At 68.2% G+C, this 22,063-nt stretch carries 16 protein-coding genes; 3 read left to right on the forward strand and 13 right to left on the reverse strand.

The features are described from left to right. Nucleotides 1-6: 6 nt before the first annotated feature. The 8 genes from ACJASC_RS08670 to ACJASC_RS08705 all read right to left on the reverse strand — a co-directional run bounded on the left by ACJASC_RS08670 (nucleotide 7) and on the right by ACJASC_RS08705 (nucleotide 15,471). Nucleotides 7-1,071 (reverse strand): glycosyl hydrolase family 8, encoded by a 1,065-nt coding sequence (locus tag ACJASC_RS08670; RefSeq protein ID WP_415145239.1) that lies wholly within the window; start codon nucleotides 1,069-1,071, stop codon nucleotides 7-9. Beyond that, a complete protein-coding gene (locus tag ACJASC_RS08675) occupies nucleotides 1,068-3,053 on the reverse strand; it encodes a glycosyltransferase (protein ID WP_415145241.1) in 1,986 nt (661 codons plus the stop codon). The genes ACJASC_RS08670 and ACJASC_RS08675 overlap by 4 nt, the downstream gene beginning before the upstream one ends. Further along, nucleotides 3,050-4,270, reverse strand: coding sequence for an HlyD family efflux transporter periplasmic adaptor subunit (locus ACJASC_RS08680; RefSeq protein ID WP_415145243.1), 1,221 nt, complete (start codon nucleotides 4,268-4,270; stop codon nucleotides 3,050-3,052). The genes ACJASC_RS08675 and ACJASC_RS08680 overlap by 4 nt, the downstream gene beginning before the upstream one ends. 153 nt (nucleotides 4,271-4,423) lie before the next feature. Beyond that, nucleotides 4,424-5,527 (reverse strand): cache domain-containing protein, encoded by a 1,104-nt coding sequence (locus ACJASC_RS08685; RefSeq protein ID WP_158497392.1) that lies wholly within the window; start codon nucleotides 5,525-5,527, stop codon nucleotides 4,424-4,426. Between the two features lie 251 nt (nucleotides 5,528-5,778). After that, a complete protein-coding gene (locus tag ACJASC_RS08690) occupies nucleotides 5,779-7,113 on the reverse strand; it encodes an HlyD family type I secretion periplasmic adaptor subunit (protein ID WP_415145334.1) in 1,335 nt (444 codons plus the stop codon). A 2-nt stretch (nucleotides 7,114-7,115) separates the two neighbouring features. Then, the gene (locus ACJASC_RS08695; protein WP_415145246.1) at nucleotides 7,116-9,239 is read right to left on the reverse strand and encodes a type I secretion system permease/ATPase; all 2,124 of its coding nucleotides are present in this window, start codon (nucleotides 9,237-9,239) and stop codon (nucleotides 7,116-7,118) included. An 11-nt stretch (nucleotides 9,240-9,250) separates the two neighbouring features. After that, nucleotides 9,251-11,851, reverse strand: coding sequence for a hypothetical protein (locus tag ACJASC_RS08700; RefSeq protein WP_415145248.1), 2,601 nt, complete (start codon nucleotides 11,849-11,851; stop codon nucleotides 9,251-9,253). Between the two features lie 155 nt (nucleotides 11,852-12,006). Then, nucleotides 12,007-15,471, reverse strand: a complete 3,465-nt coding sequence (locus ACJASC_RS08705; RefSeq protein ID WP_415145250.1) for a hypothetical protein — start codon at nucleotides 15,469-15,471, stop codon at nucleotides 12,007-12,009. 701 nt (nucleotides 15,472-16,172) lie between these two features. Between ACJASC_RS08705 and ACJASC_RS08710 the strand changes: the two genes are divergently transcribed. From ACJASC_RS08710 to ACJASC_RS08720, 3 genes are all read left to right on the forward strand, one after another. Continuing rightward, on the forward strand, nucleotides 16,173-16,838 hold the full coding sequence (locus tag ACJASC_RS08710; RefSeq protein WP_415145252.1) for a response regulator transcription factor: 666 nt from the start codon (nucleotides 16,173-16,175) through the stop codon (nucleotides 16,836-16,838). Beyond that, on the forward strand, nucleotides 16,835-17,362 hold the full coding sequence (locus ACJASC_RS08715) for a hypothetical protein (protein ID WP_415145254.1): 528 nt from the start codon (nucleotides 16,835-16,837) through the stop codon (nucleotides 17,360-17,362). The genes ACJASC_RS08710 and ACJASC_RS08715 overlap by 4 nt, the downstream gene beginning before the upstream one ends. A gap of 185 nt (nucleotides 17,363-17,547) precedes the next feature. Then, complete coding sequence (locus ACJASC_RS08720) at nucleotides 17,548-18,222, forward strand: SDR family oxidoreductase (RefSeq protein WP_415145256.1); 675 nt, start codon at nucleotides 17,548-17,550, stop codon at nucleotides 18,220-18,222. Between the two features lie 6 nt (nucleotides 18,223-18,228). On the opposite strand, the gene ACJASC_RS08725 is transcribed toward ACJASC_RS08720, so the two are convergent. From ACJASC_RS08725 to ACJASC_RS08745, 5 genes are all read right to left on the reverse strand, one after another. After that, complete coding sequence (locus ACJASC_RS08725) at nucleotides 18,229-18,537, reverse strand: hypothetical protein (protein ID WP_415145258.1); 309 nt, start codon at nucleotides 18,535-18,537, stop codon at nucleotides 18,229-18,231. A 177-nt stretch (nucleotides 18,538-18,714) separates the two neighbouring features. Beyond that, entirely contained in the window at nucleotides 18,715-19,191 is a 477-nt protein-coding gene (locus ACJASC_RS08730) for a hypothetical protein (protein ID WP_415145260.1), read from the reverse strand. A 175-nt stretch (nucleotides 19,192-19,366) separates the two neighbouring features. Then, nucleotides 19,367-19,585 (reverse strand): DUF1127 domain-containing protein, encoded by a 219-nt coding sequence (locus ACJASC_RS08735; RefSeq protein WP_045320193.1) that lies wholly within the window; start codon nucleotides 19,583-19,585, stop codon nucleotides 19,367-19,369. A 163-nt stretch (nucleotides 19,586-19,748) separates the two neighbouring features. Continuing rightward, a complete protein-coding gene (gene tdh / locus ACJASC_RS08740; RefSeq protein WP_415145262.1) occupies nucleotides 19,749-20,783 on the reverse strand; it encodes an L-threonine 3-dehydrogenase in 1,035 nt (344 codons plus the stop codon). 14 nt (nucleotides 20,784-20,797) lie between these two features. After that, complete coding sequence (locus tag ACJASC_RS08745) at nucleotides 20,798-21,982, reverse strand: glycine C-acetyltransferase (protein ID WP_415145264.1); 1,185 nt, start codon at nucleotides 21,980-21,982, stop codon at nucleotides 20,798-20,800. Nucleotides 21,983-22,063: the final 81 nt, after the last annotated feature.

Here is a 22,063-nt window from a genome sequence, read left to right on the forward strand (position 1 = left end):
GGCAGATCACGTATCGGGTATGCCGATATCATGCGCCACGAGTTCGGCCAGCAGGCCGAGGGTTGCCGGGTAGTAGCCCTGTCGGGCCGCCTGCGTCGAGACCGAAGCGATGACCTTTTCGGGCGCGGTGGCCAATCGCACGGTACGGGCCAGTGCCGCGTAGCCCGGCGAGGGGTCGCGGTGCAGGATCTGCCCGTCCCGCCCGGCCCGAACAGCCGTGCCCTCCCCGCCCTGCGACCAGAGCTGCGCCACCTGCCGCACCATCGGGTGCCCGGCCCGTCCCGACCAGATCAGATAGAGCGGCACCCGGATCGCGTCATAGCCGAAGCGCCCCTTGTCGCCCTCCGCTGCAGACCAGCCGCCGCCATCGAGGCCGAGCCAGTCGGGCGGCAGCCCCTCGGCGGCGACCTCCTCGAGCAGCGCCGCGCCATCCTCGGCGACCTGCGCGAGGATCGGCAGATCGAAGGCGGCGGCAAGCTCGTGCAGCGCCCGCGGCATGATGTAGGAGGGGTTGAGCGTGAGGCCCCCGTCATGGCGGAAATGCTCCGCGCCCGGCAGAAGCTGCAGCCGCCCCGAACGGCGCGGGTCCTCGGCGACGCAGATCTCGATCAGCCCGCGCGCGATCCGCTCGGCCTGCGCCAGCGCGTCTGGGTCCGAGAACTGCCGCCCGCCGCGCAGCAGGGCCCAGGCATAGAATAGGTCGCCGTCGCTGGCATTGTTGTAGTCGCGCGTCTCCCACGCTTCGCCCGGCACGAAGCGCCAAGCAAGAAGCGGGTCCTGCCGCACCGCCAGAAAGGCATTGGTCCAGCCCCGGATCGCGTCGAAGGCGGGCCAGTCATTCGCCGCCACCGCGAACAAAAGCCCCCAGGCCTGCCCCTCGGAATGGCTGATGTCGCCCTGATAGTCGTCGATCACCCGCCCTTCGGGCGTCAGAAACCGGGCGCGCCAATCCTCCCAACCGGCAAAGCCCGGCGCCAGCGCCAGCGCCCGCACCGGCGCCAGCCCCGCGAGGCCGGTCGCACCGGCCAGCCCAACGAGGCAGGCGCGGCGGTTGAGATCCCGCGCGCTCATGCGTCCCTGCTGAAGCTGAGGCGGCGCGCGATGTCGCTGATGAGCTGGCCCAAATGCACCTCGACCACGCCGGGCGCGGACCCTTGGGTGTAAAAGCGGCGCAGCATCGCGTGGTGCATCTCGGGGCTGGGCGACAAGTGCAGCCGCGCGCCGTCATCCGTGGGCGCGATCACCGTGGCCTCGACCGCGCCGATCTGCGGGATATGCAGCATGCCGCGCATCCCCACGGGGTAGGTCCGACCGCGAATCCGCGCTGAATCCTGCGTCAGCGAGGCCAACCAGATCTGGTCGGAATGCGCGCCCGCCGAAAACGCCGCCCGCTCGGGCGCATCGGCGATGTGGCGTTCCTGGCGCGGCAGCTCGATGCAGGCAAGGATGGTCAGGGACAGCACGAAGAGGTTGTAGAACGTCCAGAACAGCACCACCATTTTGCCGTCGCCCGCGTCGTAATGGGCAAGGCTGTCGAAGGCGCTGCCGATCCAGAGCCCCGCGACCGAAAGCCCCATCAGCACCAGATACGGCATCATCAACCGCCATTGCACCACGACGCGGCTGCGGTCGCCACCCTTGGCAGTGACCTTGAACTTGTGACCCTTGGGGCGCAGAAGCCCGTGGACCGCCGCGCGCATGATCGGAACCGCCCCGACGATCTGGCTCACATCATGCAGCACCGGGATGACTGTGCCGCGCGACAGCAGGTTCATCACCCCGAGCGAGACCACGTAATAAGCGCCGAAATAGGCCAGGACGTCGGGCACGCGGGCATCGACGACGATCGTGCCGAAGAACCAGTAGAGCAGCGGAAAGGCCAGCCCGGCGAAGCGGAAGGGAAAGCTGCCAAGCCAATAGAGCAGCGTGTCGAACACGCTCCAGCGGTCGCGCAGCCGCAAACCGTTGCGGGCAAAGGGGCCGAGACGACCACGCACGATCTGCATCAGCCCGAGGCACCAGCGCGCGCGCTGCGTGACGTATTCGCCCACCCCTTCGGCCGCGAGGCCTTCGGTCAGCGGCTCGTTCAGATAGGCAGTCGAGAGACCCCGCTCCTGCAGGGTCAGGCTGAGCAGGTAATCCTCGGTGACGCTGTCGGTCGGAAAGCCGCCGATCTCGCGCAGCGCGCTCCAGCGCATCACCGAGCTGGTGCCGCAGCAGATCGCCACGCCCCAGCCATCGCGCGCGGGCTGGATGTGATCGAAGAAGAAGCGCTGCTCGTCAGGGTAGGAGCGCGACAGGCCGAGATTGTGCTGGATCGGGTCGGCGTTGAAGAAGTGCTGGGGCGTCTGCACGAGGCCGACGCTATGGTCGTGGAACAGCGCCACGCAGCGGGTCAGGAAATCCCGGTGCGGCACGAAATCGGCATCAAGCACCGCAAAGAAATCGGGCGCGTTCCCCTCGGCCTCGAGGAGCGCGAGCGCATGGTTGATGTTGCCCGCCTTGGCATGGCTGTTGTCGGAGCGGGTGACGTGGCGCACGCTGTGTTTCGCACAGAAGGTCGCAAGCCAGTCGCGCCGCCCGTCATCGAGCACCAGCACCTCGACATCGGGCCAATCGACCGAGATGGCCCCGACGATGCTGCGCTCGAGCACCTCGCGCTCCTCGTTGTAGGTAGCGATCATCACCGCCACCTTCGGCGGCGGTCCGGGCGCCCACCATTCGGCGTTCTCGGTCGCCTCGTCGTGGCGGTTGCGGCGGCGCATCAGCAGCACAGCGGCGTTGATCGAACTCAGGATCGCCACGAGTTCGAGCAGGTAGAGCGTGCCGCTTGCGGCGAAGTCGAGGTCGAACCCGACCGGGGCCAGCGTTTCGGTGCCGCGCCACCAGATATAGCGCAGCGCGAGCGCGATCACGCCAAGGAGCAGGACGACCCGATGCACCGTCCTGCGCGTGTCGACCACCAGAGGCAACAGCACCACCACCCCCAGCGCCAGCAGCATCAGCGCGAAGCTTTTCTGGGTTTCGCTGAGCCAGGGATGCAGCGCGATCACAGCAGGCCACGCAGCCGGTCGAGCGGACGGCCCTCGAAGAAGACCCGGCCGGTCCGGCCCACCGGGCAAGCGCCCGCCTCCGACCGCGCGAGGCCCGGCACCGAGACGGCGACGTCATAGCGTTCGAGATGCTTCTGGCCCGGCGCCACGGCGAGGTTGCGGTAGATCGTGGCCGCCCCCGCGCCCGCGAGCCGTTCGACCGTCGCGTCGAAGACCTCGCCGCTGCCCGACATCCGGAACTTCGCCGCGTCGCCTTGCCGCAGCCCGTTATAAACGCTCTCGCTCACCGAGGCGGTGACGAGGACGTGGTCGCAATCGAGCAGTCGCAGCACGTCCTGTCCGCGCTCCACCTGCTCGCCATCCCCCGCGAGCACCTCCCAAAGCTGGCCGCTCACGTTCGCCGCGAGCGGCGCCTCGGCGCGCCGATTGACGCTCAGCCGCTCCTGCGTGACCCGCGCCGCGAGATCGCGCACCGCCCGGAGCTGACCGCGATGCTCGGCTTCGAGCGCGTCGTAACGCGTCTGAAGCTCGTAGAGCCGCTGCCCGGCATAGGGGCTGTCATTGTAGCCATCGGCGAGGAACACGCCGTCGCGCGCCGAGGCGATCGCGGCCTCCAACACGCCGACCTGCTCGCGCGCCAGCTCGATCGCCAGCGCCAGATCGACGGGCGTCTGTGGCACCGGGGCCGCCGGGGCGGCAACGGGCGCGGTGTCGCGCCGCAGCCGGGACGCCATGCCGTCGAGCAGGATCTCGGGCTCGAGCGAAGCGAGGCGCGCGGGCGGGGTCGCGGCCCGCTCCTCGAGCATCGCCAGCCGGGCGCGGGCGTGGCGCAGCCGCACCTCGACCTGACGGATCTTGCCGCGCTCGAAGCGCGCCGCGCGCACCGAGAGCGACTCCATCATCTGCCGGGTTTCGGTCATCACGTCGATCAGCCGGTCGCGCTCGCCCTGCGCGTGCTGCCATTCCAGCACGAGATCGTCGAGGCGGATCCGGTCGACCGAGAAATCGACCACCGAGGCCAGCTCCTCGCCCTCGCGCACGGTGGCGCCGAAGGCGAGGTCGGGCATGGTGATCCGCCCGGCCAGCGGCGCGCGCAGCGTGGTGAGACGGGCATTGACCATGGCGTTGGCGCTGGCCCCGCCCATCTGCTCCCCGACGATCACCCAGACCGAGACGAGGATCAGCGCGAGGCCGATGAAGAGACGGGTGAGACGCATGGGGCATTCCTTGTTGCGGCAGCGTGGTCGGCAGCGGGGATGGTCTCACCTGTGTCGGCAAGGGGGGTGGGTCGGATCAATCGTGACGGTGGGTCGCGCGGGGCGCTTGGGCGTCGGCGCGTGACCCGTGTGCATCTCTCGGGGTAGCCGGGCTCAGACCTTCTGTATCCGGACGATCGCCGAGGAAAGGATCTCCGCCTCGCGGCTGCTGCGCTGTTCGGCGGGATAGATGTCGCGCCCCTCGGCGATGGCCTCGGCCTCGCGCGACAGGGTTTGCAGCGGCCTCAGGAAATAGCGGCTGAACAGGGCGGTGCCGAGCAGGAGGGCCAGTAGCGAGCCGAGCAGCAGGGCGACGATGTCGCGCGACAGCATGAAAGGCCCGAGGCCGAGCCCGGTGATCCGCGTCGGAACCCGCGCCACCAGCCGCCAGTCGAGCGACGCCATCCCGTCGGTCACCAGCTTGGGCAGCAGGGCGAGGAACACGTCGTGCTTGTCGTCGTGCTCGACCCGGAAGATGCCCTGCTGTCCCGAGGCCACGACCTGCGCCGCGCGGTCCGACAGCCCGCCGGGCACCGACTGGACATAGTCAAAGAGCACCCGGCCACGACCGTCGACGAGGAACAGGTCGAGATCGAGCACGCGCGCGGATTCGACGAGATAGTTCTGGATCCAGCCGGCGTTGAGACGGTAGATCAGCACGCCCTCGACCCGGTCCTCGTCGTCGCGGATCGCCACAGAAAGGTCGACGAACTTGACCGGGCCCTCGCCGGCCGCGTCGCTCGGCACGAGGCGGCCCAGCGGGTCACCGGCCGGGGCCGTGCCGATGTGGCTGCCGGCGAGGCCGCGGCGGAACCATGTGGCGCGCGACACGTCCTGCCCTTCGAGTTCGTCATGCGAACTGGCCACCAGACGGCCGCTGGCATCGGCGATCCCGGCCCATGCGATGGAGTTCGATATGCGCGAGATGGCGATGAGGCGGGGCCGCGCCACGCGGATCGCATTCATCCGCAGCGTGCCCGCCACGGCGTTGACCGAGTTCCATTCCCGGTCGAGGGCCTTGGACAGGTTCATGCGCAGCGCCTCGCCGCGCAGATAGACCGATTCCGACTGCACCGCGCTTGCCACGTTCTCGAGCCGGCGATCGGCCACGAGGGTCATCGCCCCGAACCCCACGATGGCAAAGAGGGTGACAAAGCCGAACAGGGCCGTGGTCAGGCTCGGTAATCTGTATCTGCGCGCGAGAGGCATTCTGCTCATTCCCATGGGTCTTCGTTCATCATGGTTAATGAGGTATTCGCGCAATGCGGCTGCACCTCGCCGGGACTGTGGCGGAGCCATGGCGGGGGAAGGATTTGCCCGGTTCGTGGCACCGATGCCCCACATCGCCTGCGCATTGTTCGCGATCCGGCGACCGGTTCGCGAACGATCGGCGTCAGGCAACTTGGTTTTCGACACATTCGAGGGGCCTGAAGGCCGATCCCCTGCCTCCGACGGCGGCGGTTCTGGCGCTACTGCTCGCGGAAGGCGCGGGTCATGCTGTCCTTGATGGGCTTCGAGATGTACTGCACGAAGGTCCGCGAGGCCGTCTGGATCATGATTTCGGCGGGCATCCCCGGCGTGGGCACGAAGTTGTGCACCCGGTCGAGCTGTTCGACCGGGATCGAGATCCGGGCAAGGTAGATCTCGCGCATCTCCGCGCCGGTGCCGTCGGTGATCGCATCCGCCGAGACGTAATAGACCTCGCCGTCGAGCACTGGCGTCGTGCGCTGATTGAGCGCGGTGAGCCGCACCGTTGCGGGCTGGCCGCGCCGTACGCTGTCGATCTCGACCCGCGGGATCTGCACCTCGATGATCAGCGGCTCATCGAGCGGCAGGATCTCGAGGATCGGGCGGCCGCTTTCGATGACGCCGCCGGCGGTGTGGAAATAAAGCCGCACGACGGTGCCCGCGACGGGGGCGGTCAGGTTGACGCGTTCGCGCACCGAATGCGCAGTGCGGAACTGCTCCTTGATGCTTTCGAGCTGCGATTGCACGCCCTGCAACTCGTCGAGGGCCTTCTCGCGGTAGCGGTCGATCTCCTGTTCGATCTGCGCGCGGTTCTTGAGCACGAGCTCGTCGATCTCGTCGATCTCGGCCTCGAGCCGCCCGATCTGCCCGCGCGCCTCGAGCTGGGCCCGCTCGATGGCGAGAAGCTCGGGGCGGCGCAGCAGGCCACGCTCAAAGAGCGCCGTCTTGTCGGCATGTTCGGCCTCGAGCAGATCGAGCTGGCCGCGATGGGTGTCGAGCTGGGTCTCGTAGCCGCGGGCCCGGATCTGCAGCGCCTGCACGCTGCGCTCCAGAAGCGCGAGATCGTTTTCGAGGGCACCGCGCGACACCCGGTAGGCCAGCTCCTGCCCGTCGAGGATGCCCGCGACAGCGATGTCTTCGCGCGCCGCTTCGAGATGCGGCGGAAAGCGCAGCTCGTCGCGGCGCTCCTCCTCGGCCACAAGCCGCGCCTGCGTCGCCTCCAGCCGGAACTGGCGCAGCTGCAATTCGCGTTCGGCCGCCGCCGCCTGCGTGCCGTCGAGCCGCAAAATAAGCTGCCCCGCCTCGACCCGGTCGCCTTCGCTGACGAGGATCTCCTTGATGATCCCGCCCTCGAAATGCTGCACGATCTTGTTCTGGCCGGTGGCCACGAAGCTGCCTTGCGCGATCACCGCCGCCGCGAGCGGCGCGCGCATCGCCCAGGCGCCGAAGCCGCCGAAGCTCAGCACCAGCAGAACCAGCCCCCAGATCGTGTGCCGCCGCACCGAGCGGGGGACTTCCGCGAACCATTCGCCCTCGTCGGGAGCCGGTTGAACCATGGTCACGGCTTGCCTCCCCCATCGGGTCGCGGCACGCGCGGGGCCTTGTCGCCCGCCAGCTTGGTGAGCACCTCCATCCGCGCGCCGAACATCTGGATCGAGCCGTCGCCCAAGAGCATGATCTTGTCGACGGCGGTGAGCAGCGACGGCTTTTGCGTCACCACCACCACGGTGATCTTGTTCTGCTTGGCGTGGCGGATCGCCTGCGCCAGCGCCTTGTCGCCCGCACTGTCGAGGTTGGAGTTGGGCTCGTCGAGCACCACGAAACGCGGCTCCCCGAAGAAGGCGCGCGCGAGCGCGATGCGCTGCTTCTGCCCGCCCGAAAGCGGCGCGCCATCGGCGGCGACCACCGTCTCGTAGCCCTGCGGCAGGTTGGCGATCATCTCGTGCACATCCGCAAGCGCGGCGGCGTGATAGATCTGCGCGTCGGTCGCGTCATGGCGCATCCGGCCGATATTGTCCTTGATGGTGCCGGGAAACAGCTGCACGTCCTGCGGCAGGTAGCCGATATTCTCGCCAAGCTGGCGCGGGTCCCAGTTGCGCAGATCCATCAGGTCGAGCCGCACGTTGCCCGAGGTCGGCAGGATCGAGCCCACCAGCATCTTGCCCAGCGTCGTCTTGCCCGCCCCCGAATTGCCGATGATCGCCAGCGTGTCGCCCGGACGGAGCGAGAAGCTGATGCCGTTGAGCACGACCTGCTTGGTGCCGCCGGGCACGTAAAGGAGCCGCTCCACATCGAGCCGCCCCTCGGGGCGCGGCAGGTTGAGCCGCTCGAACTGCAGCCGCGAGGAGGTGAGCAGCGCCGAGATCCGGCCATAGGCGGCGCGCGACAGCGCGTAGCCGCTCCAACCCTCGATCGCGCCCTCGATCGGCGCCAGCGCCCGGCCCGCGATGATCGAGGCGGCGATCACCATGCCGCCGGTGATCTCGCCGCCGATGGCGAGATAGGCGCCCCAGCCCAGCATCGCGATCTGCGTCAGAAGCCGCACCGCGCGGCTGACCGCCGAGGCCGCGATGTTGCGGTCCTGCGCGCGGACCTGCGCGGTGAGGGAGATGGCCGAGTCGCGGCCCCAGATCCGAACGGCTTCGGGGATCATCGCCAGCGCGTTGATGATCTGGCTGTTGCGCGCCATCGAGTCGAGATGCAGGTTGGCCCGGCTCTGCGCGGCGTTGGCCTCGGCAAAGGAGCGCGCGGTGAGCTTCTGGTTGATCAGCGTGATCACCAGAAGCGCCGTCGCCGTGCTGATCACGATCAGCCCCAGATGCGGGTGCACCATGAAGATCGCGAGGATGAAGAGCGGCGTGAACGGCACGTCGAGGAACGACAGCAAGGTGCCCGAGACGATGAAGCCGCGCAGCTGCTGCAGGTCGCCCAGCGTCTGGTATTCGCGCCCCGAGCCGTGCAGCGCCGCCGCCGAGGCCGCACTCAGGATCGGCGCGCCGAGCCGGGCCGCGACCTCCACGGCGGTGCGCATCAGCATGAAGCGGCGGATTGCGTCGAACACCGCCTGCAGGATCACCGCGCCGACGATGACCACGGTGAGCATGATCAGCGTGTCGACGGACCGGCTGGTCAGCACCCGGTCCGAGATCTGGAACAGGTAGATCGGGATGGCGAGGATCAGAAGGTTGGTGGCGCAGGTCAGCACCATCACCATCACGAGGTTGCGCCGCACCGCGCCGATCCCGGCCCGCAGCGCCTGCCCGTAATTCTCGGGCGCCATGCGCTTGTGGAACTTGGGCGGCCGGGGTCCGCCACCGCCGCCCCCACCTCCGCCGCCTTCGGTCGGGCCGCCGCCGCGCGGGATGTCGGGGGGCGTGTCGCGCCGCTCCCGCACGGGGCCGCGATCGGCGTCGATCACCTGTCCCGGAAGCGGTGGCCCGTCATCCGGGCCGCGTGCCTTGGACGGCGCCGTCCGCGGCGTCTCGGGGACCTTGGGGGTCTGCGGGACCTTGGGGGCCTTTGGTGTCTCGGGCGTGGCGCGGGCCTCGGCGCCGCCGCCGGGCTGGCCGCCGTCCTGCGGATCGTCCTGCGCCTTGAGAAAGCGCGGCAGCCGCCTGGGTCGCGCCGTGCCGCGCAGCGGCGGGTCGGGACGGACGGGCTCGGCGTAATCTTTGACGCGCATAACGCTCCTCGCTAGCTCAGCATGGTCTGCATCAGGTCGGCCTGGCTGGTCGACATCGCCGCAAGACCGCCGTCGATCGTCGATTGCGCCGCCTCGATGTCGGCGGCGGCGGTCTCGATCATGCCGTCGGCGAGAAAGGCCACCGCCTCGCTGGCGAGCTGCGTCAGGCCCACGCCGGTCGCCGGGGCGCCATCCTCGACGAAGCCCGCCTGATGCAACAGCGCGTCGCTGAAGGCCTCGCCCTTGGCCATGATCTTGGAATCGACGCCCAGCTCCTCGATCGAGGCGAGATTGGCCAGCAGGTTCGAGCCGGTCACGACCTGCGCGTCGGGCAGCGCGGCGATCGCCTCCTTCAGCAACTCCACCCGGTCGGAATCGCCCAGCACGTTGATCTGGTCGATCCAGTTGAGGGTGGTGAAATCGCCCTCGATGATCAGGACCTTCAAGAGGTCGATGCCTTCGAAGACATCGAGCCCGAGCACCTCGCGCCCCAGCGCCTCGGCTCCCTCGGCCAGCGCCTTGCTGGCCTGCGCGAGCGCCTTGGGGACCGCCGCGGCCATGTCCTGCCCCTGCGTGTGGATCCGTGCCTCGTTGTAGCTCAGGTTGTCGGGCGCGGCGGTCGGCGAGGCGGCGCTGGCCGGAACGGCGTCGGCCTTCGGCGCGGGCTCGGTAACAGCGGTCTTCGGAGCCGCCGCAGGGGTCGTCGCCGGGGCCGATACCGGGGTTGCCGTCGAAGCCGCCTCCGGGGTCGACGCGACGACCGATTTCTGGACCGAGGCCGGAGCTGACACCTGGGTCGTTGTCTGGGTCGCTTCCGGGGCTGAGATCTGGGACGACGTCGTAGCCGTCACCGGAGCCGATATCGGTTGTGGGGCCGATGCCACCGAGGTTGCCGGAGCCGCGCCGGACGAAACCGCCTGCGTTTCGGTCGCGGCGGTGGTCGCCTGCGCGCTCACGTCGCTCGCGGGGAGCTGTGCCGTCCCGGCTGTTGCCGCATCCTTGCCGACGGGGCGCGCCGCCGCCAAGGTGGCGCCCGCAGATGGCGCGGTCGTCACGATGTCGTCGTCGAGCAGGAGGTTGCCCTGCCGGATCAGGTTGGCGTCGATCATGTTCCCGCCGACCACGATCAGATCGAAGGTCCAGCCGAACTGGTTGAGCACCGCGAGGTTCTCGAGCTGGTTCTCACCCGCTCCGAGACGCAGGCTCGACGATGGCAGATCGATGCGCAGGCTGTCGGTGTCGCTGGCGAAATTGTACTGCTGGACCCCGTTCACCTGCACCAGATCACCCGTGATCCGGGCGATCGCCCAGTTGCTCGGCTGCTGACCGGCGTGGTCGGGATCGCGGGGGACGGGGTTGGAGGCGCTGGTGACCGAAACGGCGTTCTGGACCATCGACGGCGCGTGCGGGGCGTGCGTTGCCTGCGCCGGGCCCGTGACGGTGTCGCGGTCGAAGGTGGCGTTCACCTGCGAGATCGCCGTGATCTCGCGCGCGTCGCCCTCCACGACGATCAACGGCGCGTCCAGCCAGTTCGATGTGATCGAGACCTCGTTGATCAGCTGGTTGCCACCGGTCACCACGAGCGGCGTCTCCTGTGTGTCGCTGGCGGGCGATGCCTCGTCCTGAAGCCCGTTCATCGCCTTGTCGAAGTCGGCGGCCTCGCCCGACACCACAGTCTTGATGGTCGTCGCCTGATCGCCGGCATTGCCCTGCGCGACCAAGCCATGACCGGCGGCTTCGGTGCCGGAGGCGTCGTCGTTCGCGCCGTCGCCCTCCCCGGCATCGCCGTCCGCGCTATCGCCCTCCACCGCATCATCGTCGGAACCCGTTTCGTCCTCGGGGATCGTGTCGGCCGCCTCCTCGTCCTCCTTCTCGCGGAGGAACGCGGGCAGCAGGTCGTGCCAGTCGGGCAGCGTCTCGGCCACCACGCCATCGACATGCACCCCAAGCGTCTCGCCCCCCTGCAGCACGACGCCGCCCAGCGGCGATGTTGCAAGCTGCGCCGCCGCCTCCGTGATCTCGACCGTCAGCTCGGCCCAGTCGAGCGCCCCGATCGAGCTGCCCGACAGGGCCTCGAACGGGGAGGGCAGCGGCGAGAGCGATGCGAGCTGTTCGCTCAGCACCTGCAGCGTCTCCGCCAGATCCGCCGCCAGCGCCATGTCGGCCGCGCTTAACGGGCCGAAGCCATCGGCGTCCTCGAGCCGGTTCGACATCCAGAGGATCGCCGCGACGCTCGAGGGCGGCGGGATCTCCAGCCCGCTCATCGGCTCGGGCCGGGCCATCTGCTTGACGGGGGCCATCTCGATCCGCAGCGTCGCGGCGGAGACGACCTCGATCACGTGCTCGGGGCCGGGCAAGGGCTGTGGCGGGGCCACGGGAATGGCGAAGGGAGAGGGGGGGAGCTGCTGATAGACGATCTGCGGGTCGAGATCCTCGATCTCGTGCTTCGGTGTCAGGCGGAGCCCCTCGAAGTCGAGCGCCTCGCGCTCGGGATCGGGCTCGGGCAGCACCGGGATGTCCTCGTAATCGGCCCTGATGCGTCCGATCTCGTCGGACAAGGCAAAGTCGCCGATGAAATGCGCGATGATTTCGGTAATTCGATCCATCGACATGTTCTGGTCCCTGCTTTTGGTGCGTGGCACCCGCCAGGGAGGTGGCGGGTGCCGGTGGTGCCTGCGGGGAAGTTACCTGCCGATCCGCCGGGAGGAGTGAGGATGGCAGGACCCGGGGCCGGGCGCGACCGGCCCCGGGGCTTGTTGGCGGCGGCTTACATACCGTCGCTGTCGTCGCCGACGTAGTTGGAGCTGAACGATCCGCCGACCACGTTCATGTCGACCGTGTTGCCGAGCACGTTGGCGCCCATCACGATCTCCTGGTTGAACGCGGTGGTGTCGACCTGCGCCGCGGCGGAGGCGTAGGATTCCCCCGTCACGTAGCCGTCGTCACCGTTCGACGAGCCCCATGTGCCGGCATGTCCGGCGCTTCCGCCGTCACCGGTCATGGCATCGCCGCTGGCGCCGCCGATCCCGTCGCCACCATTGGCGCTGCCCCCATTGGCGACCCCGCCTTGCGCCATGCCGCTGGCGCCGCCGATGGCTTCGGCCATGCCGCCCGCTCCGCCGGCACCCGACATCGCGTTGACATCGCCGGAGGCTGCGGTGTTGACGTCGACCATGGAGGCCGCGTCGGCCATGCCGCCGTCGCCGGTATCGATGTGCGCGTCGTTGTCGGCCATCGATTCCGCGAGCGCCTCTGCCGCGAGATCCGACATCCCGCCATAGCCGCCCATACCGTCGGCCATGCCGTCGGCGGTGCTGCTAGAGGTCGAGTCGGTGTCGGAGGTGCTGGCGCCGCCCTCGCCCCCGGTCGACGCGGCGTCGGACGCGCCGTCGGCCGTCTGATCCGCGTGGTTCTCGGCCATCGCGCCGGCATCGCCGCCAAGCGCTTCACTGCCGCCGGTGCCGCTGCCGGTGGCGTCGGCGTCGTTGGTCGCCGAGCCTGCCGCGCCCGCCCCGCTCTCGGAGTCGGTCGAACCGGTACCCTCCACGGAGGCATCGTCATCGGTGTTGGCGTTGCCCGATCCACCGTCGCCGCCCGTGCCATCGGCCGTCGCATCGCCCGAGACCATGCCGGTCAGCGCCCCGTTGGTGGCGTTCGTCGCCCCGCCTGCGCCAGTGGTGTTGCCGTCCGAGCTGCTTCGACCATCGGCCATGGCGTCGTTGTCGGCGCCGCCGTCGCCGCCTTCACCGCCATCGGTTTCGGCATGGCCCATGGCGTCGGAGGTGGCGTCGTTGTCGGTGCTGGCGTTGCCGCCCATCACCGCGCCGGTCGCTCCGTCGTTGCGGGCTTCGCTCGACCCGTCGCTGTTCGAGGTGCCACCGGTGCCCGTGGCGTCGCCGCCGGTGCCGCCGTCATTTTCGGTCTCGGCGTCGCCGCTCGAGTCCGCGGTGTGGCCGTTCTCCGCCGCGCCGCCGTCCCCGCCATGGGCATCGGAGGCGTTGCCGGTGTCGGCCGAGGCCGTGTCGGCGTTGGTCGCGTCGCCGCCGGTCCCGTCGCCGCCGTCACCATCGGTGGTCGCATCCCCGGACACGTCGCTGCGGCTCATGCCCGTCGTGGCGTCGGCCGCACCACCGGTGCTGTGGCCGCCGGTGCCGGTGCCGGTCGCCGTGCCGTTCGCATTGGCCGGTCCCGTGTCGCCGGTGTTCGTGCCGCCATCGCCGCCGCTGGCGTCATCGGCGCTGGCGGGAGAGTGGTTGCCGGCCGTGTCGACGACGGGTTCGGCGCCGTCGCCATAGGCGTTCTGATCGTTGTCGTTGTGGGCTTCGCCCGCCGCGGCATCGGCGTGGCCATCGCCGTCGGCGGTGTCGCCATCACCCGCCTCGGTAGCGGCGTCCGAAGAGACCGTGCCATCGGCGTCGCTGTCGGCGTCGTTCTCGGCATCGCCGGCTTCGCCATAGCCCGCATCGGCCGAACCATCGGTCTGGGCGTCGCTGTCGCCATCGGCGTCGCTGGCGGTTTCACCGGCGTCGCCGGCCTCAGCGTAGCCTGCGACGTCGACCTCGCTGTCACCGGTCGCGTCGCCGTCGCCATAGCCGCCATCGCCCGCTTCGGGCTCGGCATTGGCATCGCTCTCGGCGTCGCCCGCGCTGTCGGCACTCTGGTCGTTGTTGCCGCTGTCACCGGCCGCGGTGTCGGCATCGCCATCCGCATGGGCGTCGCTTTGGGAATCGAGGGTGCTGTCGGCCTCTCCGCCATCGCCGCCATCGCCATCGCCGTCGGCGGTGGCATCGGCCTCGCCGCTCACGTCGGTGTCGACATCGCCGGTTTCACCGCCGGCGGCGTCCGAAACCGATTCGACATGGCCGTCGCCGCGGCCTGCGGCGTCACTCGCGGACTCGCCACCATCGCCGCCGTCGCCGGAGGCGTCGCTTTCGGTTTCGCTTCTGCCATGGACCCAGACGTCGCCGTCGATCTCGCCGCCGTCACCGCCCTCGCCCTTGGCCTTGGAGAAGGTCAGGCCGAGGCCGAGGCCGTTGCCTTCGCTGTCGGCCGCGCCGCCTGCCCCGCCATTCGCGGCGCTGTCGTTGTCGGATGTGGCGGTCGTGGCCTGGGTCGCGTCGGCGTCGCTTGCACCGCCATAGCCACCCTCATCATCCGATGCCGCTTGGCTTTGGCTGTCGGACCGAACGTCGGCAGTGCTGTTGACATCGCCGCCTTCGCCGCCATGGCCATCGGCGGCCAGGTCCGCGTCGGTGTCGGACATGGAGTCGTTGGAGGAGTTGTTGTCACCGCCATCGCCGCTTGCGGCCTCGGTCGCCGTGTCGACCGATCCACTGTTGGTGTGATGACCTTCGGCATCGATCTCGGCGCTGTCGCCACCGTCACCGCCGGTCGCGCCGGCATCGCCGCCGTCACCGCTGTTGCCCCCCATGGAGGACGCATCGGCCGAACCGCCGGCGGCCCCGTGACCGTCGCCGCCCATGGCGTCGGCATCGTCGCCGCCGTCACCGCCTTCGCCGCCACTCTTGATGCCTTCCTCGGCATGAGCGTTGCCGCCATTGGCGTTGCCGTTCTGGTGGAACTCGCCGGAGTTGTCGACCGTGGCCTCATCGAGCCTGTCATTGTCCTCGAGGTTGTTGGTCAGGACGTTGATGAAACCCGCATCGTTGCCCTCGCCATTGAGCGAGTCGTTCAGCATGGCTTCCATGTCGAGATCGTCGCCCGGGTTGTAGCTCAGATCGCCATTGGCGGTGATGACGTCCCCGGTCGTGGAGTCCTGCAGGTCGAGATCGACCACGTCGTCATCATGCTCGGACGTGCCGTCCAACTCGATGCCGAGGTCCACGTCGACATCCACGTTGACATCGACCTCGCTGCTGTTCTCGTTGTCATTGTCGTTGCGGTTTGAGCTGTCGCTGCCGGAATGGGCATCCGCGCTGGCGCTCGATGTCGCGTCGGTCTCGCTCTCGTTCGCGTTCGAGTTCGTGTTCTCGTCGTGGTTCTCGTTGGAGTTCTTGTTCTTGTTGGCGTTGTAGTTCTTGTCGCCGCCATGGCCGTAACCGTGACCCTGGCCCTGATCGCCTTCGTCGCCATTTTCGGAGTAACCGTCTCCGTTGTCCTCGGGCGCGGAGGATTCGACGATGGCGTCGATGTCTCCGCCGTCGACGACCTCGCTCGGGGTCGAGGTTCCGTCACCCCAACCGATGATTGTGCTGTTGTTGCGTGTGGCCATGGTTCTGTCTCCGGACAAAAGGCTATCGCCGCACCGCCACTCATCTTGAAAGCGGTAAATCGAGATAGCCGGTTGCAATGGGATGCAAATGATGAACGCCCCGGACAGGGCGGCAGAAATCACAAAGCAAACTTGCCTATCGGCTACTGTTAAAAGTTCTGCCCTGATCCGGGCATCATCTTCGGCTGTGCAAGAGCGACGGCATTTCACCTCGATCGTGGTGGTCCCTATTTCGGGACCCAGCCGATGAAACGAGATTGCGCGGATTGTCGGCGCGGATCAGCCCGGAGATTCGATGTAATAGCGGCGAATACAACGTCCCGCGACGGGCCGCAGAGAACGCTGGCCAGCGCCGAGGTTAACCTTTATCAAGAGAATGTGATCGAAACAGCTCCCAAAACAGCTTGTTTTGGAGGCACTGCTTGAGGGGTCCGAACTCAAGTAACCCTTTGTGAACGAAATTCATATCCCGCGCGCGCCATAGGCGGGAGCGGGTTGCGCGACCTGACCGACTACGGAAATCCGGACCTATCCTATCGGTCTATGGGGAACTTGCGCTGTCAGCCTTACTATCGAAATCCTACGAACATCGATTCAACTCACCATTTTCATTTTGCGAGTTACCTATGTCGAATCGTGACCCCGATCCCCATGATCATCTATCCTCCCCCCCTTCCGAGCCCGAAAAACTCGTCATTCCGATGCTGGGAAGCGAATTCTGTTTCCCGAATGATCTTCTCAGAACGCTTTGTGCTGAATTCGACAGCGTCCTGTTCACGAGGGCAAAGGACCTCGCGGATATCGGCCGCCTGAAGCCCGAGCGCGGCGACGTGCCGCTGCTGATCGTCGACGAGGCCTATATCGAGACCCAGGCCGACATGCTGGCCGCGGCGCAGGCGGCGGGCACGGACATGCTGGTCCTGGCCTATGGTGGCCACCCGCCGGATCACGAACTGCTGCGACAGGGTCTGAACGATCACGACCCGCCGCGGCTGGGCCTGCTGCCGCTCAACGTGCGGATCGACGTGCTTTTGGCGATGGTGCGGCTGCTGCTGTGCGGCGAGATCCTCGTGCCGGAGCCGATCCTGCGCGCGCTTTTGTCTGCCGGGCCCGTGGCGGCGCCCCGGAACGGGCCGGCCGACCCGGCCATCCGCGACCTGACCCGCCGCGAATGGGAGGTGCTGGCCCTGATCGCCAAGGGCAAGCAGAACAAGATCGTGGCCGCCGAGTTGGGCCTGTCCGAACACACGGTCAAGCTGCACATCCATCATCTGATCAACAAGCTCGGCGTGTCGAACCGCACCGGGGCTGCGATCTGGTTCCTTGCGCAGGGGGAGGCGGGCGGGACGCCGACCAGTTCGACATGACCGCCCCCGCGCCCGAGCCGCCAAACAGCGGCGAGGCCGGGCTGAGCGCCTTCGACCAGCTGCTGCTGCTGGTCGGGCGCATGAACTACAGCTGGACCAACACCGAAAGCCTGCTGATCCACCTGATCGCGGGGCTGGCGGGCACCTCCAAGCAGACGGCGGTGATCATCTACCTGACGCTCAACACCACGCGGGCGCGGGTCGATCTTGTCGACCGTCTGGCCAAATCCGGCACGGTACCCGCCGAGCTGCGCCAGCGGATCACCGACCTCACCGCCCGCATCCGCAAGCATCAGTCGCTGCGCAATCATTACAGCCACTCGATCTATTCCTTCGACGCCGAGACCGGCGCCACCCGCACCATCACCATGCGCATCGCCGATCGCAAGGACGCGCTCAAGATGGGTCGGAGCGACGATGTCGATGCAGAGGCGCTGACCCGGATCAAGGACACGATCGAGGCGCTCAAGCTGCTCAACCACGAGATCTGGGCGCTGGTGCTGGAACAGGGCTATCCCGCCTGACGCAGGCCCGTGTTCCGGGTGCGCCTCAGATCTCAAGACCGGCTCGACGCGGACATGGCATCGCTGCGGCACGACGCATGGGTCGCGCCGCAGCGGGCCTGTTCGGGTCGCCATGCCGCGCAGGGGCTTGTCACGGGCCCCGCGCGGTCCAGCTTCAGCTCAATTGCCCGAAACAGGAGTGGATCATGGCCGAACGCACGCTTTTCATCACCGGGGCCTCGTCGGGGATCGGTGCCGCCACCGCCCGCGCCGCCGTCGCCGCGGGCTGGCATGTCGGGCTGATGGCGCGCAGCGCCAACAGGCTCGACGCCCTCGCCCGCGAGCTGGGCCCGCAGGCCATGCCCCTGCCCGGCGACGCGACCGATCTCGCGAGCCAGAGCGACGCCGTGGCCCGGCTCGTCGCCGAAAAGGGCGGCCTCGACGCCGCCTTCGCCAATGCGGGGCGCGGGCTCGACACGCCGGGCACCGAGGCAGGCGACCCCGACGAATGGCGCGCGATGATCGATCTCAACATCATGGCGCTGCTCTACACCGCGCGCGTGACGCTGCCCGAGTTGAAGAAACGCAAGGGCCACCTCGTGCTGACCGGCTCGGCGGCAGGCAAGAGGCACATCGCGGGCTCGATCTACGGAGCGACCAAGTGGTTCGTGCACGGCTATGCCGGCAACATGAGCGAGGAGATGCGCGACTGGGGCGGGCGCTGCACGGTAATCGCGCCGGGCATGGTCGACACGCCGTTCTTTTCCGAGCCCAAGCCCGACAAGATCCAGCCCGAGGATATCGCCCGCGCGGTGGTCTTCGCGCTCGACCAGTCGCCGACGGCGGATCTGCGCGAGATGTTCATCATGCCGACCGGCTGAGGCGGATCACCCCAGATCGCCCTCGAGGGCTTCCTTCTGTTCGATGGCGAAATAATCCGACCCGTGCGAGATGATGCAGCTCAATCCCTCGGGGGAGGTCAAGAGCACGGTGAAGCTGCCGCTTTCGGGGTTCGACCACAGCTCCAGCAACGCCTGCGAGCGGCCCTGCAGCCCGGCCCCGGCAAGGCTCTCGGCATAGCGGTTCTCGAGCTTGTCGACGATGTAGTCGCGCGGCGCGCAGCCTTGCGCCGTGGCGGGCGGGGCCGTCGCCGCCATCCCGAACAAGAGCCCCGTGGTCATCAATCGCTTGAACATGTCGCCCTCCGTCTCCGCATGGTGAGGCGAGAGGAGGTCATGCTGCGGAGGCCATGGCCCACCCATACCGCATCGGGTCGATCGACCGGGAGACAAAGGGGGGAGCGGATCATCGGGCTCCGATCGCGGGTTTCCCCCGGCCGGCGCGGCGGCTGCGACCAGGCGCCGCGCCGCGTGTCAGGGCAGGGTGACCTCGCCCGTGATCTCGTTGGAAAAGTCGCCATCCTCGGTCGACCCGGCATCGAACTCGCCGCCGCCCGTGGCCCCGTCCCATTTGCCGGTGCCGCCCATGATGGTCCATGTGCCCATGGTGCGCCCGGTTTCGTCCATGCCGGTCCCGGTCCAGCTGATGGCGCTGATGTCGCCATCGGCATCGGTCAGGTGACAATATCCCTGCCCGCTCATCGCCCCGGCTTCGACCATCGCCGCGCCGAAGCAGGGCCCTGACAGGCTGGCCATCGGGTGATCCTCCTGCCCCATCTCGAAGCCGTCATAGCTGTTCTGGGTGTGCACGAGGATGAGATCGTCCCGCACCGGCATCTGCTCGGTGCCCACGCTGCCCATGCCGGTGCCGTTGGCGGGGTAGGTCTCCGCGAGGGCCGGGGCGGCGCCGAACGCCACGAGGGCCATCGTCGCAAATCTGGAGATCGTCATCGTATTCTCCCACTTGTCAAAGCCGGGCCGGAACGATGGCCCGGTGCCCCTTTATACCACGACTCGCCCGTTTTCCGGAGCGCCGAGCCCGAACGCGAAACGGCGGCCCCCCTTTTCGGAGGACCGCCGTCTGCATTCGAAGCCCCGTGTCAGGGGGGCGAAAGGGAGGGCCGGATCAGGCGGCGCGGGCCGCGTCGCGGGCGATCTGGTTGATCGTGCCGCGGGCGATGCCCAGATCGGCGAGGTCGCGATCGGTGAGCTGGCTCAGCTCGCGCTGGGTCTGGCGGTAGACGCGGTTGCGCTCGATGGCGGCCTTGACGCGGGCGGTGATCGCGGTGAGGCCGCGGTCTTCGGTGTTGTAGGTGGTGCGCTGGTCGATGGTGGCGTAGGTCATGTCAGTATCCTTGATCTTCGGGTCCGTGTGGCCCTTGTCTCGGGCCTGATCGGCGCGTCGCGTATTCGCCGCGTCGTTGATCCCTAATTGGTAGCGATAACGGCCGAGCACCACCCCGATCCGCCGTAGACCCGCCATGCGCTGCCTGCATGGGCCGCGCGGCTCAGCGCCCGGCGGTCCAGTCGAGCACCACCTTGCCCGAACCGCCGCCCCGCATCGCGTCGAAGCCTGCCACGTAGTCGTCCACCGACATGCGGTGGGTGATGACGCCGCGCACGTCGAGGCCGTTTTCCAGCATCGCGATCATCTTGTACCAGGTCTCGAAGATCTCGCGCCCATAGACGCCCTTGATGGTGATCGCCTTGAACACGATGCGCGACCAGTCCACCGGCGACTTGCCCGGCGGGATGCCGAGCATGGCGATGCGCCCGCCCATCACCAGACGCTCGACCATCTGGTCGAGCGCGCGCTGGTTGCCCGACATCTCGAGCCCGATGTCGAAGCCCTGCTTCATCCCGAGGCGCGGCACCACCTCGGCAAGGTCCTCCTCGGCCACGTTGACCGGCACCACGTCGGCGACGCGGGCGGCGAGCGCGAGGCGGTCGGGGTTGATGTCGGTGATGACGATATGGCGCGCGCCGACATGGCGCGCCACCGCCGCCGCCATGATGCCGATCGGCCCCGCGCCGGTGATCAGCACGTCCTCGCCCACCAGATCGAAGCTGAGCGCGGTGTGCACCGCGTTGCCCAGAGGGTCGAGGATCGCGCCGATCTCGTCGTCGATCGCGTCCGGGAGGGGGACCACGTTGAACGCCGGCAGCCGCAGGTATTCGGCGAAGGCGCCCGGCTCGTTGACGCCGATGCCGCGGGTTTCGGGGTCGAGGTGAAACTTGCCCGACCGGCTCTGGCGCGACTGCTTGCCGATCAGGTGCCCCTCGCCCGAACAGCGCTGGCCGATCTCAAGATCGGTCACGTTGCGCCCCAGCTCGACGATCTCGCCCGCGAATTCGTGGCCCGTCACCAGCGGCACCGGCACCGCGCCCTGCGCCCACTCGTCCCAGTTCCAGATATGCACGTCGGTGCCGCAGATACCGGTCTTGTTGACCCGGATCAGCACATCGTCGGGGCCGATCTCGGGCACCGGCACCGTCTCGCGCCACAGCCCCGGCTCGGGCCGCGCCTTGACCAGAGCGGTCATGCCATTGGGGCGGCTCATTCGATCACGCCCAGTTCGCGGCCCGCCTGCGCAAAGGCTTCGAGCGCCGCGTCGAGGTCGTCGCGCGTGAGAGCCGCGTTCATCTGGGTGCGAATCCGCGCCGCGCCCTTGGGCACGACCGGGAAGAAGAAGGCCGAGACATAGACGCCCAGCTCGTCGAGCCTCTGGGCCATCTTCTGCGCCAGCTTGGCGTCGTGCAGCATGACGGGGATGATCGGATGCTCGCCCGGCAGAATCTCGAAGCCCATATCGGTCAGACCCTTGCGCCAGTATTCGGCGTTCTCGAAGAGCTTCGCGCGCAGATCGTCGCTCTGCTCGATCAAGTGCAGCGCTTCCAGCCCGGCGGCGCAGACCATCGGCGGCAGCGCATTGGAAAAGAGATAGGGCCGTGCGCGCTGGCGCAGCAGGTCGATCACCGGCTGCGGCCCGGCGATATAGCCGCCGATCGCACCGCCCAAGGCCTTGCCCAGCGTGCCGGTCAGCAGGTCCGCCTTCACGCCGAAATGCGCGGGCGTGCCCGCCCCTTTCGGTCCCATGAAGCCGGTGGCGTGGCAATCATCGACCATCATCAGCGCGTCGTATTTGTCCGCCAGCGCCCGGATCTCGTCGAGCCGCGCGAGGTAGCCATCCATCGAGAACACCCCGTCGGTGGCGATCATCACGTGGCGCGCCCCCGCTTCGCGCGCCTCCTTCAGCTTGGCCTCCAGATCCCCCATGTCGGAATTGGCGAAACGGTAGCGCTTGGCCTTGCACAGCCGGATGCCGTCGATGATCGAGGCGTGGTTGAGCGCGTCCGAGATCACCGCATCCTCGGGGCCGAGCAATGGCTCGAACAGCGCGCCGTTGGCGTCGAAGCAGGCGGCGAAGAGGATCGTGTCGTCATGGCCGAGATACTCGGCCAGCCGCTTCTCCAGCTTGCGATGCAGATCCTGCGTACCGCAGATGAAGCGCACCGAGGCCATGCCATAGCCATGCCGGTCGAGCGATTCCTTGGCCGCATGGATCAGGTCGGGGTGATCGGCGAGGCCGAGATAGTTGTTGGCGCAGAGATTGATGACCTCACGGCCGTTCAAATCCACGCGCCCGCCCTGCGGCGAAGTGATCTCGCGCTCGGTCTTCCACATGCCCTCCTCGCGGATCTCCGAAAGGCGGGTCTCGATGTCTTGCAGAAAGCGGCTCATGGAGGGTCCTCTCAACGGCACGGGCAGGCCCCGACTCTATGCCCGCGCGCGTGGCTTGCAAGCTCTGCCGCCACGGCAGCG

Source organism: Limimaricola cinnabarinus, from assembly GCF_047631075.1.
In the GTDB taxonomy this organism is placed as follows: Bacteria; Pseudomonadota; Alphaproteobacteria; order Rhodobacterales; family Rhodobacteraceae; genus Limimaricola; species Limimaricola cinnabarinus.

Coding starts and splice junctions, on each gene's coding strand:
- ACJASC_RS08670 (WP_415145239.1), bottom strand. CDS start 1,071: ATGAGCGCGCGGGATCTCAACCGCCGCGCCTGCCTCGTTGGGCTGGCC.
- ACJASC_RS08680 (WP_415145243.1), bottom strand. CDS start 4,270: ATGCGTCTCACCCGTCTCTTCATCGGCCTCGCGCTGATCCTCGTCTCG.
- ACJASC_RS08685 (WP_158497392.1), bottom strand. CDS start 5,527: ATGAGCAGAATGCCTCTCGCGCGCAGATACAGATTACCGAGCCTGACC.
- ACJASC_RS08690 (WP_415145334.1), bottom strand. CDS start 7,113: ATGGTTCAACCGGCTCCCGACGAGGGCGAATGGTTCGCGGAAGTCCCC.
- ACJASC_RS08695 (WP_415145246.1), bottom strand. CDS start 9,239: ATGCGCGTCAAAGATTACGCCGAGCCCGTCCGTCCCGACCCGCCGCTG.
- ACJASC_RS08700 (WP_415145248.1), bottom strand. CDS start 11,851: ATGTCGATGGATCGAATTACCGAAATCATCGCGCATTTCATCGGCGAC.
- ACJASC_RS08705 (WP_415145250.1), bottom strand. CDS start 15,471: ATGGCCACACGCAACAACAGCACAATCATCGGTTGGGGTGACGGAACC.
- ACJASC_RS08710 (WP_415145252.1), top strand. CDS start 16,173: ATGCTGGGAAGCGAATTCTGTTTCCCGAATGATCTTCTCAGAACGCTT.
- ACJASC_RS08715 (WP_415145254.1), top strand. CDS start 16,835: ATGACCGCCCCCGCGCCCGAGCCGCCAAACAGCGGCGAGGCCGGGCTG.
- ACJASC_RS08720 (WP_415145256.1), top strand. CDS start 17,548: ATGGCCGAACGCACGCTTTTCATCACCGGGGCCTCGTCGGGGATCGGT.
- ACJASC_RS08725 (WP_415145258.1), bottom strand. CDS start 18,537: ATGTTCAAGCGATTGATGACCACGGGGCTCTTGTTCGGGATGGCGGCG.
- ACJASC_RS08730 (WP_415145260.1), bottom strand. CDS start 19,191: ATGACGATCTCCAGATTTGCGACGATGGCCCTCGTGGCGTTCGGCGCC.
- ACJASC_RS08735 (WP_045320193.1), bottom strand. CDS start 19,585: ATGACCTACGCCACCATCGACCAGCGCACCACCTACAACACCGAAGAC.
- tdh (WP_415145262.1), bottom strand. CDS start 20,783: ATGACCGCTCTGGTCAAGGCGCGGCCCGAGCCGGGGCTGTGGCGCGAG.
- ACJASC_RS08745 (WP_415145264.1), bottom strand. CDS start 21,982: ATGAGCCGCTTTCTGCAAGACATCGAGACCCGCCTTTCGGAGATCCGC.